The sequence below is a fragment of the Bradyrhizobium campsiandrae genome (genome assembly GCF_014529705.1).
GTDB classification, from domain to species: Bacteria; Pseudomonadota; Alphaproteobacteria; order Rhizobiales; family Xanthobacteraceae; genus Bradyrhizobium; species Bradyrhizobium campsiandrae.
Genome location: NZ_JAANIH010000091.1, coordinates 14,419 through 28,717 on the forward strand (window position 1 = coordinate 14,419; position 14,299 = coordinate 28,717).

15 protein-coding genes are annotated in these 14,299 nt (G+C 64.9%); 4 read left to right on the top strand and 11 right to left on the bottom strand.

The window, feature by feature from the left end; all coding sequences use genetic code 11:
• Window positions 1-145 precede the first annotated feature (145 nt).
• Window positions 146-1,792 carry a S53 family peptidase gene (locus G8O24_RS38855; protein WP_188107795.1) on the bottom strand — a complete coding sequence of 549 codons (1,647 nt, stop codon included), beginning with the start codon at window positions 1,790-1,792 and terminating at the stop codon, window positions 146-148.
• Window positions 1,793-2,062: 270 nt separating this feature from the next.
• Here G8O24_RS38855 and G8O24_RS38860 point away from each other — a divergent pair, with 270 nt between their 5' ends.
• Window positions 2,063-3,232, top strand: coding sequence for a phosphorylase family protein (locus G8O24_RS38860; protein ID WP_188107796.1), 1,170 nt, complete (start codon window positions 2,063-2,065; stop codon window positions 3,230-3,232).
• An 84-nt stretch (window positions 3,233-3,316) separates the two neighbouring features.
• Window positions 3,317-4,057: a sulfate transporter family protein gene (locus G8O24_RS38865; protein WP_188107797.1), complete on the top strand. Its 741-nt coding sequence runs from the start codon at window positions 3,317-3,319 to the stop codon at window positions 4,055-4,057.
• A gap of 6 nt (window positions 4,058-4,063) precedes the next feature.
• Here G8O24_RS38865 and G8O24_RS38870 read toward each other — a convergent pair whose 3' ends face one another.
• The 3 genes from G8O24_RS38870 to nth are packed head-to-tail and all read right to left on the bottom strand — an operon-like array spanning window position 4,064 to window position 7,689.
• Window positions 4,064-5,692: an MFS transporter gene (locus G8O24_RS38870; RefSeq protein WP_188107798.1), complete on the bottom strand. Its 1,629-nt coding sequence runs from the start codon at window positions 5,690-5,692 to the stop codon at window positions 4,064-4,066.
• On the bottom strand, window positions 5,679-6,815 hold the full coding sequence (locus G8O24_RS38875) for an HlyD family secretion protein (protein ID WP_188107799.1): 1,137 nt from the start codon (window positions 6,813-6,815) through the stop codon (window positions 5,679-5,681). Before G8O24_RS38875 ends, G8O24_RS38870 begins: the two co-directional genes overlap by 14 nt.
• A gap of 37 nt (window positions 6,816-6,852) precedes the next feature.
• A complete protein-coding gene (nth, locus tag G8O24_RS38880; RefSeq protein WP_188107800.1) occupies window positions 6,853-7,689 on the bottom strand; it encodes an endonuclease III in 837 nt (278 codons plus the stop codon).
• A gap of 22 nt (window positions 7,690-7,711) precedes the next feature.
• Between nth and G8O24_RS38885 the strand changes: the two genes are divergently transcribed.
• Window positions 7,712-8,245 (top strand): DUF2244 domain-containing protein, encoded by a 534-nt coding sequence (locus G8O24_RS38885; protein WP_188107801.1) that lies wholly within the window; start codon window positions 7,712-7,714, stop codon window positions 8,243-8,245.
• Window positions 8,246-8,299: 54 nt separating this feature from the next.
• Window positions 8,300-9,196: a methylated-DNA--[protein]-cysteine S-methyltransferase gene (locus G8O24_RS38890; protein ID WP_188107802.1), complete on the top strand. Its 897-nt coding sequence runs from the start codon at window positions 8,300-8,302 to the stop codon at window positions 9,194-9,196.
• A gap of 150 nt (window positions 9,197-9,346) precedes the next feature.
• Here G8O24_RS38890 and G8O24_RS38895 read toward each other — a convergent pair whose 3' ends face one another.
• The 7 genes from G8O24_RS38895 to dnaJ all read right to left on the bottom strand — a co-directional run.
• Window positions 9,347-9,970, bottom strand: coding sequence for a 2,3-bisphosphoglycerate-dependent phosphoglycerate mutase (locus G8O24_RS38895; RefSeq protein WP_188107803.1), 624 nt, complete (start codon window positions 9,968-9,970; stop codon window positions 9,347-9,349).
• Window positions 9,971-9,994: 24 nt separating this feature from the next.
• Window positions 9,995-10,813 carry a 4-hydroxy-tetrahydrodipicolinate reductase gene (gene dapB / locus G8O24_RS38900; RefSeq protein WP_188107804.1) on the bottom strand — a complete coding sequence of 273 codons (819 nt, stop codon included), beginning with the start codon at window positions 10,811-10,813 and terminating at the stop codon, window positions 9,995-9,997.
• Window positions 10,814-10,882: 69 nt separating this feature from the next.
• On the bottom strand, window positions 10,883-11,194 hold the full coding sequence (locus tag G8O24_RS38905) for a DUF1330 domain-containing protein (protein WP_188107805.1): 312 nt from the start codon (window positions 11,192-11,194) through the stop codon (window positions 10,883-10,885).
• Between the two features lie 23 nt (window positions 11,195-11,217).
• Window positions 11,218-11,928 carry an orotidine-5'-phosphate decarboxylase gene (gene pyrF / locus G8O24_RS38910; RefSeq protein WP_188107806.1) on the bottom strand — a complete coding sequence of 237 codons (711 nt, stop codon included), beginning with the start codon at window positions 11,926-11,928 and terminating at the stop codon, window positions 11,218-11,220.
• Window positions 11,929-11,934: 6 nt separating this feature from the next.
• Window positions 11,935-12,513 carry an NADPH-dependent FMN reductase gene (locus G8O24_RS38915; RefSeq protein WP_188107807.1) on the bottom strand — a complete coding sequence of 193 codons (579 nt, stop codon included), beginning with the start codon at window positions 12,511-12,513 and terminating at the stop codon, window positions 11,935-11,937.
• 58 nt (window positions 12,514-12,571) lie between these two features.
• Window positions 12,572-13,171, bottom strand: coding sequence for a class I SAM-dependent methyltransferase (locus G8O24_RS38920; protein WP_188107808.1), 600 nt, complete (start codon window positions 13,169-13,171; stop codon window positions 12,572-12,574).
• Window positions 13,172-13,264: 93 nt separating this feature from the next.
• Window positions 13,265-14,299: molecular chaperone DnaJ (gene dnaJ / locus G8O24_RS38925; RefSeq protein ID WP_188107809.1), on the bottom strand; the 1,035-nt coding region annotated here is incomplete at its 5' end.

The window sequence follows — 14,299 nt, forward strand, 5'->3', positions numbered from 1 at the left end:
TTCTCCACCCGTCGTTGCGAGCGAAGCGACTTGTCCGCCGAAGCCTTGGCGAAGGCGGAAGCAATCCAGTCTGCCTCCGCGGGGAGACTCTGGATTGCTTCGTCGCAAGAGCTCCTCGCAATGACGGAGGAGAGAGCCTGCACAGTTACGCCGCCAGCAGGTTCTGCAATGCCGCGCCGTTGGGAACACCGAGGCCGGAGCAGGCATCCCAGCCGGGGCCGGCCTTGTACATGCCGTGCAGCGAGCCGGTGATGTCGTTGTTGCCATCGGTAATGTCGCGGAACACGCCTTGCGCGTGCGAGGCATAGATCAGCGGGTTGATGAAGCCGACCGTCTTGCCGAATTTCTTCGTCGTGGCCTCGTTGATGCGGGCGATCAGTCCGGCCATCAGCGGCGCCACCGCGCTGGTGCCGCCGATCGTGGTCATGACGCCGTTGAGGAAGATCTGATAGCCGGTCGCGGGGTCGGCATCGCCGGCGACGTCAGGCACGCCGCGGCCGCTTCGATGGGCCGGCGATTTCGGCACATGCGCATTGGCCTGGTATTTCGGCTCCGCGAACATCACGCTGACGCCGCCGCCGCCGGCGCCGTCCTGCGGACCGCCGTTCCAGACCACCTCTGTGATCGCCCCGTTGGAAGAGGCCCGCAAATTGGTCCCGCCGCAGGCCAGCGCAAACGGGCTGGACGCCGGGAAATCGGCGTGGGGCTTGCCGTCCCATCCGTCGGCCATGTCCGCGGAGCCGTTGTCACCCGAGGCAACGCAGACAGTGACTCCCATCGCGGCGGCATCACGGATCGCCTCGTTGAGACCGTCGACGAATTGCTGCGAGCTCTCGGGATCCTCCGGTCCACCCCAGCTGATCGAGATCACCGAGGGTTTTCGCGCGTTGTCATGAACGGCGGCCTTCACCGCATCGATGAAGCCGTTGGTGGTGTTGGGCGCGAAATAGACCACGATCTTAGCACCGGGCGCGATGGCGCCGGCCACCTCGATATCGAGCACGACCTCGCCGTCGGCCTCGGAATGGCCGGGCTTGTTGGCGCCACCATCGACGCTTGCGGGCGCGATCTGCGGCATCGGAATGCCCGCCTTCTTGAAGAAGGTTTTCAGATCCGAGGTCTTGTAGCCGGCCCCGGTGGGATGGCCCTTGTTGTCGATGTCGTTGAGCTCGATGATGGCGATGCACTGCCCGGCGCCGGTCTCGCCGCCCGGGAAGTTGTAAAGCTTGGCGATCTCTTCAACCGCGAAGCTGCCACCCTGCCCTGCCCGTGCGGTCGCGCCCTTCCGCGGCGGCTTGCGCCGGAAATGCGGCTGCGCCACCGGCCGGTTGTCCAGGCCGTGCACGCCGACCACGATGCCCTCGAGCTCGGCCGGGATCTGTACACTGCCCTTGCGCATGCGATAGGTCGCGCCATCGTGCCTGACCTTGTTGAGCTTGACGCCGAACGCCGCAGCCATCGCCTTCACCGTGCCGGTCAGCTTCACCGTGCGGGAGGCCAGATGCACGCTCTTGACGTTGAGGTCGTTATGATGAGCGAAATCGTCGATCTTGGCGACATCAGCGGTATCGGCGCCCATCTGCTCGGCGAACTCGGTGCGGGAAAGGTATTGCCGTTCGCGCGGCGGTTGCGCGCCGAGCGCCATCATCGCTTCGTCGTCGGCGCGCTTGGCGCGCAGGCGGACGCTGATCTCGATTTCCTGCTTGGGGTCGGCCGCGCCTACGAGCTTGGCGCCCTTCGGCAATTTACGGGCGCTGTTCGCCAGCGTGACACGCGTCGTCGAGCTTGCCATGACTTCCTCCGTTTGTGATTGGAAGGCGGATTGTCGCACCTCAACTATAGGTGTAATCTCTGCGGCGATTTGGTTCAGATGATTGATCGATTATTTTCACTGGAAAGCTTTTTTGAAGGGGCCAACGCCCTGCAGTCTCAAACCCGCACGGAATGGGTCAATAGCCCCGACCATTCCATGAATAGATTTTCGATCTAAGATTGCAACCATCGGCTGATTTGGCCGACCAACGAAATAGGTTTGTCAAAAACAATTGGCGGAGACCGCGTGATGCCTGCTGACCGCAAATGGGTTGAGAGAAATCTCGGGTTCGATCCGATCACCACACCGCCGCCGCGCGAGACCTTTACGGTCAAGCGCATCGCGGATGCCGCGGTGAAGAAGACCGCGAAGGTCGCGCCCGAGGATTTTCAGCGCGAGATCATCGATTTCGATTCCGAAGGCACCGAAGGCCGGGAGTTCATGGCCTTTTCGACCTCGACGGGACTATCGCGCTTCACCGACATTCCCTGGCCCAAGGGGCTCGCGCCGCAGACCGGGCCGAAGCCGGGCAACGGCAAGGGTCCGCTGCCCCGCGCCGACGTGCTGGTCGTGACCTGGACCGTCGATGAAGGCCACGCAACCAGCCGCGTGCTGACGCCGGGCAAGGATTCGCACAACGACTACATGCCTTACACGCACAACTACACAACCATCTCGAAGAAGATGCGCAACGGCTGCCCGGCCACGGAGCTGAAGCGGCTCGGCAGCTTCTGGACCACGACGATCGGCAAGAAGAAGGTCGTGGTCTTCAAATCCGATTCGCACATGTCGCAGGACGGCCCGCAGCTGCCGAACATCGACGTCTGGCGCCAGATCATCACCGAGGTGCAGCCGACGCTCGTCATCACCACCGGCACGGCCGGCGGCATCGGCAAGCAGGTCGAGGTCGGCGACGTCGTCGTCAGCCCGATCGTGCGCTTCGACTGCCTGTCGAAATTCAAGAAGCAGCCGTTTGCGCAAGCGCATTTCTCCAGCAAGCCGGCCAGGACGACGAAGTTCGCAACCGCCAAAACGCTGTTCAAGGCCAATGCCGGGCAGCTGCCGAAGGACAACACGAGGCCGCCGAAGATCTTCGTGGTCAAGCCGGGCGAACTGTCGTCCTCCGTGGTCACGACCGATTTCTTCGGCTTCGACACCTCGGACAATCATTTCAAGCTTCAGGGTCTTGGCGACGTCTCCGAGATGGGCGATGCCGTGCTCGGCCTCGTGGCGCAGGAGATGGGCGCCAAGGCGCCGCGCTGGCTTGCAATCCGCAACGTCTCCGACCCCCAGATCAAGGCCGAGGGCACCTTGAAGCAGCAGGAGCAGCTTGCGGCCCAGATCTACAAGGGGTTCGGCCGCTGGAGCACGGTCTGCAGCGCCATCGCCTGCTGGGCCAGCATCGTGGCGGAGCCTTAGGGCTCACTGGGCCAAGGGTCAGCCTCCCTTGCCGAAGCGGCCCGGGGTGTCTACCTCTCCGGAATCGTTTTGTGAGAGGTTCCCATGCTGGATGCCGCCGTCAAGGCGCTGTCGCAAATGATGTCGCCGCCGATGCGCTCGATCCTGTGGCGGTCGATCGGGCTCGCGCTGGTGCTGATCGTGGTGCTGGCCATCGGGCTGCAACGGCTGCTGAGCTGGTTCGCCACCTATGGCGAGGTCTGGCTGGAAGGGCTGCTCGGACCGAGCTGGCATTCCTCGCTGGAAGTGCTGTCCTGGATCATCTCGATCGCGGCCGGTTTCGGCGTCGTGTTCGGCAGCGTGTTCCTGATGCCCGCCATCACCTCGCTGGTGGCAAGCTTCTTCGTCGACGACGTCGCCGAGGTCGTCGAGCGCGAATATTATCCGGCGGAGCGGCCGGGGATGGCGCTGCCGTTCAACCAGGCGGTGCTGGAGGGCATCAAGACTGCACTGCTGACCATCGTGGTCTATCTCGCCGCGCTGCCGCTGGTGTTTCTGGCCGGCGCCGGCTTCCTGATCTTCTTTCTCGCCGCCGCCTGGCTGCTCGGCCGCGAATATTTCGAGCTCGCCGCAATGCGCTTCCGTTCGCCGGAGGATGCAAAAGCGATGCGGCGCGACAATGCCGCGACGATCTTCACCGCAGGCCTGTTCATCGCGGCTTTCGTCTCGATCCCGGTCGTCAACCTGGCGACGCCGATCTTCGGCATGGCCTTCATGGTCCACATGCACAAGCGCCTGTCAGGCCCGCGGCCCGAGCTGATCGAGCCGGCGCGGCAGATGCGGTAAGCTCGATCAGCCGACCTGCACCCCGCACCTGCGCAGCAACCCCTTGGCAAAGCCGAACGGCGCCGGCGTGAACGGACCCGGCGGCGCGCGGGTGATCAACGCGATGAAGCCGAGCGCAGATATCGCCAGCCAGAAGCACAGCCAGAAGCCGTCGATATAGGCGAGCACATTGGCCTCGCGCGCGACGAAGCTTGCGAGCGTTCCGACCGCGCGCGCCTGTGCCGAGCCGGCGCCATGGGCGGCGAAATGATCGGCGAGCTGCTTCAGCGCGCGCACGACGTTGACGTCGCCGATCTCCAGGTTCTGGCCGATATAGAAGGAATGGATCTGCTCGCGGACGCGCAGCCACGTTCCCATCAGCGCCACGCCGATCTCTGCGCCGCCGAGCCGCATGATCTGGATATAGGCGGCAAACGACGTCGCACGGCTCGGATCGGAATTCGACAGCGCGATGATGATCAGCGGCAACAGCGTGGTCGACTGGCCGGCGGCTTGCAGCAGGACGATGCCGACGAAATCCTCGCGGGCCCATTCATGCGTCAGCTGCGTCCCCCAGAGATTGGCGGCGGCGAAGCAGGCGAATCCCACCACCGTCACCGCACGCGCATCGAAATGGCGGAGCAGCCAGATCGAGACGGGCACCAGCACGAACATCGGCAGCGCACCGTAAGTGAGCAGCAACAGCCCGCTCTGCTCCGGCCGGAGCAGGCCAATATTGCCGAGGAAATTCGGCACCAGCGAAGCGTTGGAGAGCGAGGTCAGCGTGTACAGCAGGATCACCACCAGCGACAGGCCGATATTGCGCGAGAACAGCACGTTCACATGCGCCCAGGGCTGCGCCACCTGCGATTCGTTGATCAGGAAGACCACGAACAGCGCGCCGCCGCCGACCAGCAGCGCCATGACGGTACCGGAGCCGAGCCAGTCCAGCCGATTGCCCTGGTCGAGGCCGGCATAGATCATCCCGACGGAGGCGCCCAGCAGCAGCATGCCGCCCCAGTCGGCTTCGCGCAGCAGCGCGCGATTGACCGGCTCGTTGGGCGTGCCGAGATAGACCATCAGGCCCATCAGCGGTGCGATCACGACGCCCTGCCAATACAGCCATTGCCAGCCGAGATGATCGACATAGAAGCCGACCAGCGAGCTCGAACTGTCCAGCGCAAAGCCGACGCGGATCGAATAGAGCGCAATCGCCGGCAGCCACCAGCGAATCGGCAGGTTGCGGAACACGATCATCAGCGTCGCCGGCACAAAGGTGCCGAGCAGGAGGCCATGCACGACGCTGAGCGCGATCAGCGTCTGATAATCGCGCACGAAGGGGATGATCAGCGAGACGACGGCATAGACGAGGCTGGGAATGCCGAGCACGCGGCGCAGGCCGAACACGGTGGCGAGCCACGCCACCGCGGGCGCGATGAAGATCTGCGAGCCGATGCCGGCGGTGGACAGCCACGCGCCCTCGTCGAAGGTCAGTCCGAACGCGCCGCGCAAGTCAGGCAAGCCGACAGTGGTCAGCCGGCTGTCGAAATTGGCGAGGAACGAGCCGAGCAGCACGGCGGCCACGGCGAACAGCGGCTGCGCAGCGACGCCGCCGCGCGAGACCGGTCCGCGGCCGGCATCGTCATTTTCCGCCATTCGCATCTTTCGTCTCGATGCGGGTGACGACAGACATGCCCGGCACGAGTCGCGCCAGAAGCGGCTGGTTCTCGTCGAACTGGATGCGGACGGGAATGCGCTGCACCACCTTGGTGAAATTGCCGGTGGCATTGTCGGGCGGCAACAGCGCGACCTGCGCGCCGGTCGCGGGCGCGATGCGCTCGACCTTGCCGCGCAGCTTCTCGCGCGGAAAACTGTCGACCGTGATCTCGACCGGCTGCCCCGGCGCCACGTGCGTCAGCTGGGTCTCCTTGTAGTTCGCGATCACATAGACCTTGGGCAGCGGCACCACGTTGATGAGATTGGTGCCGATGTTGACGTAGTCGCCGGGCTGCACCTGGCGCTCGCCGACGACGCCGTCGAACGGCGCCGTGATCCTGGTGTAGCCGAGCTTGAGCTTGACGCTCGCCAGCGTCGCCTTGGAAGCATCGAGATCGGCGGCGCGCTGCTTCTTGGTGCCTTGCAGAACCTCGAGCTGATGCTGCTGGGCGGCGATCACGGCGCGGCTGGCGCGCACATCCGCCTGCGCCTTGGCAAGCCCCGCAACCGCCTGCTCGAGCCGCTGCCGCGTACCGGCCTCGGTCTGCGCCAGCGATTGCTGGCGGTCCTGCTCCTGCTTGGCTTCGACCTCCAGCGCTTCCGCCGACAGGCGCGCGGCCTCGGCCTGCGCGATGGTCGCATATTGCAGCTCGATCTGGTTGGAGAGATTGTCGAGCACGGCTTGCGCGGCGGCCACGGCCGCCTCGGACTGTGCGACCTGGGCCTCGTAGTCGGCGGGATCGATCTGGATCAGAAGATCGCCAGATTTGACGCGCTGGAAGTCGGTCACGGCGACCGTCAGCACCTCACCGGACACGCGGCTCGAGAGCCTGGTCAGCTCGGCGCGCACGTAGGCGTCATTGGTGGTCTGGACCACTTCATTGCCGACCCATTCGTCGAAGCGCAGCGTCGCCAGCGCGACGAAGGCGAGCGCGACGATCACGGCGAACAACGGGATCGCGAGCCGGCTCCAGAGCGAACTCGCTGGCCGCTGCGTTGGCCTGGGTGGCGGAGCCGGTGTGGCGGCCGGCGATGACGGCGAAGCTTGTTCCTGCTGACTCAACGAATACCCCCAGAACCGCTTTGCCCGAACGACACGCTCACACCGTCTTCTCCGGCCACCGGCAGAGATCGTTGATCAGGCAAACCTCGCAGCGCGGCTTCCGCGCAAGGCAAGTATAGCGGCCGTGCAGGATCAGCCAATGATGGGCGTGCAGCATGAATTCGGCCGGGATCACCTTTTCGAGACCGAGCTCGACCTCGAGCGGCGTCTTGCCGGGCGCAAGGCCGGTGCGGTTGCCGACGCGGAAGACGTGCGTGTCCACCGCCATGGTGTGCTCGCCGAAGGCCATGTTGAGCACGACGTTGGCGGTCTTGCGTCCCGCGCCGGGCAGTGACTCGATCTCGGCGCGGGTGCGCGGCACTTCGCCGCCGAAATCGTTGAGCACTTTTGCCGACAGCGCGATCACGTTCTTGGCCTTGGTGCGATAGAGGCCGATGGTCTTGATGTACTCGCGCAAGCGTTCTTCGCCGAGATCGAGCATCTTCTGAGGCGTGTCGGCGATCTTGAACAATTCACGTGTCGCCTTGTTGACGCCGGCATCGGTCGCCTGCGCCGATAGCACCACGGCTACCAACAGCGTGAAGGGATTGACGTGCTCGAGCTCCCCCCTCGGTTCGGGATTGGCACGTTGGAAACGGGTGAAGACCTCGCGAACCTCGGCCGGGGTCCAAGGTTTAAAAGAATTGGGTTTGATAGCCCTGAGTGATTTCTTCGCCGGCGCCGAAGGTTTCGCGGGCTTGGGCTTCGCGGCCTTGGGCTTCGCGGCCTTGGGCGTTGCGGCCTTGGGCGTTGCGATCTTGGCCTTCGCGGCTTTTGCCTTTTTCTTCGGCACCGCCGTTTTGCGCGGGGCCGGCTTGCGGGTGATTTTCGCCATGATCGGGATATACTGAGGGACGATGAGCACAGGCAACGAAATTGAGCGCAAGGATTCTGATGATCCGCGCGACGCCCAGATCTTCTCCGCGCTGCTGACGCCGCATCGTTCGCTGAACCGCACCGGCTTCCTCGCCGTGATGCTGTTCCTGAGCGCCGTCAGCTTCGTCACCGGCATTGTCTTCCTGATGAAGGGTGCCTGGCCGGTGCTCGGCTTTTTCGGCCTCGACGTGCTCGTGGTCTGGTGGGCATTCAAGGTCAATTTCCGCACGGGGCGGGCGCGCGAGGAGATCACGGTCACGGCCTCGGAATTGCGCGTGCGCCGCATCAGCCATCACGGCCAGGTCGCCGAATTCACCTTCAATCCGCTCTGGGTCCGCCTCGACATGGAGATCGACGAGGATTTTGGCATCGAACATCTCTACCTGGTCTCGCGCGGCCACCGGATCCAGATCGCAAGGTTCCTGGGGCCGGACGAAAAGGCGAGTTTTTACAAAGGTTTGGTTGAGGCGCTGAACGCCGCCAGGCGCGGCCCGACCTACAACCCGGTGAGCTGACCGCAGTCGGAAATCGGGTGGTTTCAAAGCCTGCCCTCTCCTACATTTCCGGTCATGATGACACTCGCCATACATGACCAGCGCCTGGCCAGGCCGGGCTCCCAGAACGCCGCCCTGCGCGACTACGATTCCGTGCGCCGGGCGATCGCCTTCATCTCGGAGAACTGGCGCGCACAGCCGACCATCGAGGCGATGGCGGATGCGGCCGGCGTCACGCCGGATGAGCTGCACCATCTGTTCCGCCGTTGGGCCTCGATCACGCCGAAGGCCTTCATGCAGGCGTTGACCCTCGACCATGCCAAGGGGCTGCTGCGGGACTCCGCCAGCATCCTCGACGCAGCCCTCGACTCAGGACTTTCAGGGCCGGGCCGGCTGCACGATCTCTTCGTCACCCACGAAGCGATGTCGCCGGGCGAATGGAAGAACGGCGGCGCGGGTCTCATTCTGCGCTACGGCTTCCATCCCTCGCCGTTCGGCACCGCCATCGTGATCGCGACCGATCGCGGCCTGTCGGGACTTGCCTTCGCCGATCCCGGCGAGGAGAAGGCCGCCCTCGCCGACATGACGCGGCGCTGGCCGAACGCGACTTATGTGGAAGATCACGAAGGCACCGCGCCGCTCGCGGCGCGCATCTTCGACACCAAGCTGTGGCGGCCGGATCAGCCGCTGCGCGTGGTGATGATCGGCACCGATTTCGAGGTGCGGGTGTGGGAGACGCTCTTGAAGATCCCGATGGGCCGCGCCGTGTCCTATTCGGACATCGCCTGCAACATCAACAAACCGAAAGCCTCGCGCGCGGTCGGCGCGGCGGTCGGCAAGAACCCGGTCTCCTTCGTCGTGCCCTGCCATCGCGCGCTCGGCAAGAGCGGCACGCTCACCGGCTATCACTGGGGCATCACCCGCAAGCAGGCGATGCTCGGCTGGGAAGCCGGGCAGCTGGGGATGCAGTAGGAGTGCAGGCACGCTGCCGTGGGGTGGGTTAGCGCAGCGTAACCCACCTCTTTAGTCTTCACGGCGCCAGAAGTGGTGGGTTACGCCGACGACCGCGCTGCGCGCAGTCGCCGTCTAACCCACCCTACGATTCCGGGAGTATGGCGAAGCTTACCCCGCCAGATCCAGCTTCGATGCCACCGTCGAATCCGCATTGAGCCGATAGATAATCGGCACGCCGGTCGCGAGCTCGCGCTTCAGGATGCCTTCGGGCGACAGCTTTTCCAGCACCATGATCAGCGCGCGCAGCGAGTTGCCGTGCGCGGCGACCAGCGTGCGCTTGCCGTTGAGCACGCCGGGCAGGATTTCCTGCACATAATACGGCAAGGCGCGCGCCAGCGTGTCCTTCAGGCTTTCGCCGCCGGGCGGCGGCACGTCGTAGGAGCGGCGCCAGATCAGCACCTGCTCCTCGCCCCACTTCTTGCGGGCGTCGTCCTTGTTGAGGCCGGAGAGATCGCCGTAGTCGCGCTCGTTCAGCGCGAGGTTCTTCGAGATCGGCAGGCCCTTTTGCCCGAGCTCGCCCAGGATCAGATCGAGCGTGTGCTGCGCGCGCGTCAGCACCGAGGTGTAAGCGACGTCGAACACGAGGCCTTGCGCCTTCAGCTTGCGGCCGGCCTCCGTGGCTTCCTTGACGCCAAGCTCGGTGAGATCAGGATCCTTCCATCCGGTGAACAGGTTCTTCAGATTCCATTCGCTCTGGCCGTGGCGCACGAGCACGAGAAGACGTTCGCTCATTGAGTGCTTTCCGTTTGGTTTCTTCTAGATGTCGGCGAGGCCGAGCACGTCGGCCATCGAATAGTGTCCGGGCTTCTTGCCATGCGCCCACAGCGCCGCCTTCAGCGCGCCATGGGCGAACAGCATGCGGTCCTCCGCCTGATGCGACAGCGTCAGACGTTCGAACGGCCCAAGGAAGGTGACGCTGTGATCGCCGGCGACGGTGCCGCCGCGCAGCGAGGCAAAGCCGATCGCGCCCGGCTTGCGCGCGCCGGTGATGCCGTCGCGGCCGCGCTCCGAATGCGCCTCGTCGAGCGCGATGCCGCGACCAGCCGCCGCCGCCTGACCCAGCATCAGTGCGGTGCCCGAGGGCGCATCGACCTTCATGCGGTGATGAGACTCGACGATCTCGATGTCAAAGCTCTCGTCGAGCGCCTTGGCCACGCGCTTGACCACCGCGGCGAGCAGATTGACGCCCAGGCTCATATTGCCTGATTGCACCACGACCGCGCGGTTGGTGACGCTCTTGATCACGGCATTGTCGGACGCCGAGAGCCCGGTGGTGCCGACGACATGGACGATACCGCGCTCGGCGGCGATCGCGACGTTGGCGATGGTCGCGGCCGGCACAGTGAAATCAAGGATGCCGTCGGCCTCCTTGGACATCGCCCAGAGGTCGGCGGACAGCTTGACGCCGTTGGCCGGCAGGCCCGCGAGCACGCCGGCATCCTTGCCCAAGAGATCCGAGCCGGGCGCCTCAAGCGCGCCGGCGAGGACCGCGCCTTTGCTGTCGGCAATGGCCCGTACCAGGGCGCGGCCCATCCGGCCGCCGGCTCCGGCTACAATCAAGCGCATGTCTGACATGGTGCGATCCTCTCAAGCGCCGTTGTAGCGGCGGGAGGCAGTTCCGGCAACCGAGAGGACTGAAGCGCCTCAGCCGTCCTGCGGCTGCGGGCCGTCATAGCCCTCGATGATGATGAGGTCGGCGATCGAGTGAGGCTGGCGCACCTTGATGTTGGCCTGGTATTCCGGCGAATTGTAGCAGGCGATCGCGGTCTGGTAGTCAGGGAATTCGATGACGACGTTGCGGGTGCGGCTGGCGCCCTCGACGGTGGTGAACTTGCCGGCGCGGACGACGAAGCGGCCGCCCCATTTCTTGAAGATGGCACCATTGGCGGCAGCATAGGGCTTGTAGCCCTCGTCATTGCTGACATCGACACGTCCGATCCAGTAGCCTTTTGCCATTGTTCTTCTCCTTGGTTGTCGGGTCAGCCGAGCGCCTGCGCGATCTCGGCCTGAATTGCATCTGCTGCCGCCCTGGGATCGGCGGCTTCGAGGATCGGGCGTCCGACGACCAGATAATCGGCCCCCGCCGCGATTGCGCGGCCCGGCGTCATGATGCGCTTCTGATCGCCGGTGGGCGCACCCGCCGGCCGGATGCCGGGCGTCACGAGGCTCATCTGGTGGCCGACGATCTTGCGCAGCGCGCCCACTTCCTCGGGCGAGGACACCAGGCCATCGATACCGAGCACTTGCGCCTGCTGCGCGCGGGCCTCGACCAGTTCGGAGACACCGAACCGATAGCCGGCCGCATGCAGATCGTCGTCATTGTAGGAGGTCAGCACGGTGACCGCGAGAATCTTCAAGCCGGACGTGCCGCGCCCTTCGACGGCCGCCTTCATGGTCTGTGGATAGGCGTGCACGGTGAGGAAGGTCGCACCCAGTCTGGCAACGCTCTCGGTGCCACGCGCGACCGTGTTGCCGATGTCGTGCATCTTGAGATCGGCAAACACTTTCTTGCCGCTGCCGGCGAGCTTGGTGATCAGCGGCAAGCCGCCGGCATAAGCGAGTTGATAGCCGATCTTGTAGAAGGTGACGCTGTCGCCGAGCCTTGCGACCATCGCCTCCGCGGCATCGACGCTCGGCAGATCGAGCGGAACGATCAGGCGGTCTTTCGGGGCGATTTCGGCTGGCGTCATGTCACCTCACATCATGCGTTGGGAAATATCGATCAACTGCCGCACCATCTCCTTCAGCCCATCGCGATCGGCCTGGTTCCTGAGCCTGTCCATATCGTCATAGGCCTGGTCCGCAAAGGCGAGCGTGAACTGGCTGGCGATCACATTGGCGTGGCAGGACGTCAGGATCAGCCGCAAGGCCTGCAGCGCGCGAGCCGCGCCAAGCCGGCTCTGCGAGGCGCCGGCGAGCGCGAAGGCGCGGTGGCGGAAGACCTCGCCGCGCGTCTCGTGCGGATCCTGCACGCGGCTGACCCAGTCGATCGCGTTCTTCAAGAGCGGCGGCACAGAGGCGTTGTATTCGGGCGAGACGAACAGCACGCCATGATGCGCGCCGATCATGCGCTTGAGATTGATGGCGTGCTTGGGCACGCCTGATTTGGCCTGGAGGTCACCGTCATAGATCGGCAGCGGAAAATCGGCGAGCGAGATGCGGGTCACGTCGATGCCGGCCTGGGCGAATTCATACGCGGCAAACGCCGCCAGCCTCACATTGTGCGAGCCGGTGCGGAGCGAGCCGGGAATGACCAGGATCTTCGGAGCTGACATCCTCTTCCAATGCGTTCGGCGAAACGAGCCCGCCGCGCAAAGGAGGACGCCGGCGGATTTAGTCCTTGCGATACACCCAGACGCGGGCGGGCGGAAGGTTCATCCAGATCCGTTCCGATGCCTCTGTGGACACACCGGGCAGCGATTTCGGGATCGGCGGCACCACCGCATAGGTGAACTGGATGAAGGGCGCGCCGGGTGCGAGCGCCGCAAAGGCATCGCGGATCAGCCGCAGCCGCGTCAGCATCGGTTTCGTGACCAGCGGCAGGCCTGAGACGACGGCGCTGGCAGGCGCGCTCAACACGTTCCAGAGCGTGTCGCGCAGGCGATAGGCATCGCCCTGCACCACCTTGGCCTGCGGATAACGGTCGCGCAGCAGCGCGCAGAAGCCGGGATTGTACTCGACGAGAACGAGTCGTTTCTGGTCGACGCCGCGTTCGACCAGCGCCGAAGTGATGGCGCCCGTGCCGGGCCCGAGCTCGACCACCGGCGCATCCGAATCGGGATCGACATAGTGAGCCATGGTCCGCGCCAGCAGCTTGCCCGACGGCATCACCGCGCCCATGTGCAGCGGCTTTTCGATCCACGATCTGAGAAAGCGCACCTCGTCATCGAGACGGGGCTTCTTCAACGCACGCGCGGACGACGGCAATGGCATGTCTGGACCGGACGGGACGAGACCGCGGGACCGCGGCGTGTCAGAAAATGGTCATAAAGACGTATAGGCCGAAGTCGATACGGTCAAGCCGCGTCAGTTCGCCCGATTACCGAAGAAATCCTTGACCTTGGCGAAGAAACCCTCGGATTCCGGCTGGGTGTTGCCGGAGGAGAGCTTTTCGAACTCGGCCAGCAATTCCTGCTGCTTCTTGGTGAGGTTCTGCGGGGTTTCGACCACGACCTGGACGTACATGTCGCCCGTCTGACGCGAGCGCAGCACCGGCATACCCTTTGATGCAATGCGGAATCGGCGGGCGGACTGGGTTCCGGCCGGGACCTTCACCTTGGCCTTGCCCTTGTCGATGGTCGGCACCTCGAATTCGCCGCCGAGCGCGGCCGTGACCATCGAGATCGGCACGCGGCAATGCAGGTCGGCGCCGTCGCGCTGGAAGAACTCGTGCTGGGCCAGCGACAGGAAGATGTAGAGGTCGCCGGGCGGCCCGCCGCGGACGCCAGCCTCGCCTTCGCCGGCGAGCCTGATCCGGGTGCCGTCCTCGACTCCTTGCGGAATGTTGACCGACAGCGTGCGCTCGCGCGTGACGCGGCCCTGGCCCGAGCAGGACGGGCAGGCGTCCTCGATCATCTGGCCGCGCCCCTGACAGCCGGGGCAGGTGCGTTCGAGGGTGAAGAAGCCCTGCGACTGCCGCACGCGCCCCTGCCCGCCACAGGTCGAGCAGGTCTTCGGCTTGGTGCCGGCCTTGGCGCCGATGCCCGAGCAGGCCTCGCAGGTGACCGAGACCGGAATCTCGATCTGCGCGGTCTTGCCGCCAAAGGCCTCCTCGAGGGTGATTTCCATGTTGTAGCGCAGGTCCGCGCCACGCTCGCGGCCGCCGCGGCCGCGCTGCCCGGCCATGCCGAACAGATCTTCGAAAATGTCGGAGAAGGAGGAGGCGAAGCCCGCGCCAAAACCGGCGCCCCCGCCCGGGCCACCTTGCTCGAAAGCGGCATGGCCGAAGCGATCGTAGGCCGCACGCTTGTCCTTGTCCTTCAGGATCTCGTAGGCCTCGTTGATTTCCTTGAACTTGACCTCGCTGGTCGCATCGCCGGGATTGCGGTCGGGATGGAATTT

Bases quoted from the DNA above. Each gene is read 5' to 3' on its own strand.
- G8O24_RS38855 (WP_188107795.1), bottom strand. From the start codon at position 1,792: ATGGCAAGCTCGACGACGCGTGTCACGCTGGCGAACAGCGCCCGTAAA.
- G8O24_RS38860 (WP_188107796.1), top strand. From the start codon at position 2,063: ATGCCTGCTGACCGCAAATGGGTTGAGAGAAATCTCGGGTTCGATCCG.
- G8O24_RS38865 (WP_188107797.1), top strand. From the start codon at position 3,317: ATGCTGGATGCCGCCGTCAAGGCGCTGTCGCAAATGATGTCGCCGCCG.
- G8O24_RS38870 (WP_188107798.1), bottom strand. From the start codon at position 5,692: ATGGCGGAAAATGACGATGCCGGCCGCGGACCGGTCTCGCGCGGCGGC.
- nth (WP_188107800.1), bottom strand. From the start codon at position 7,689: ATGGCGAAAATCACCCGCAAGCCGGCCCCGCGCAAAACGGCGGTGCCG.
- G8O24_RS38885 (WP_188107801.1), top strand. From the start codon at position 7,712: ATGAGCACAGGCAACGAAATTGAGCGCAAGGATTCTGATGATCCGCGC.
- G8O24_RS38890 (WP_188107802.1), top strand. From the start codon at position 8,300: ATGATGACACTCGCCATACATGACCAGCGCCTGGCCAGGCCGGGCTCC.
- G8O24_RS38895 (WP_188107803.1), bottom strand. From the start codon at position 9,970: ATGAGCGAACGTCTTCTCGTGCTCGTGCGCCACGGCCAGAGCGAATGG.
- dapB (WP_188107804.1), bottom strand. From the start codon at position 10,813: ATGTCAGACATGCGCTTGATTGTAGCCGGAGCCGGCGGCCGGATGGGC.
- G8O24_RS38905 (WP_188107805.1), bottom strand. From the start codon at position 11,194: ATGGCAAAAGGCTACTGGATCGGACGTGTCGATGTCAGCAATGACGAG.
- pyrF (WP_188107806.1), bottom strand. From the start codon at position 11,928: ATGACGCCAGCCGAAATCGCCCCGAAAGACCGCCTGATCGTTCCGCTC.
- G8O24_RS38915 (WP_188107807.1), bottom strand. From the start codon at position 12,513: ATGTCAGCTCCGAAGATCCTGGTCATTCCCGGCTCGCTCCGCACCGGC.
- G8O24_RS38920 (WP_188107808.1), bottom strand. From the start codon at position 13,171: ATGCCATTGCCGTCGTCCGCGCGTGCGTTGAAGAAGCCCCGTCTCGAT.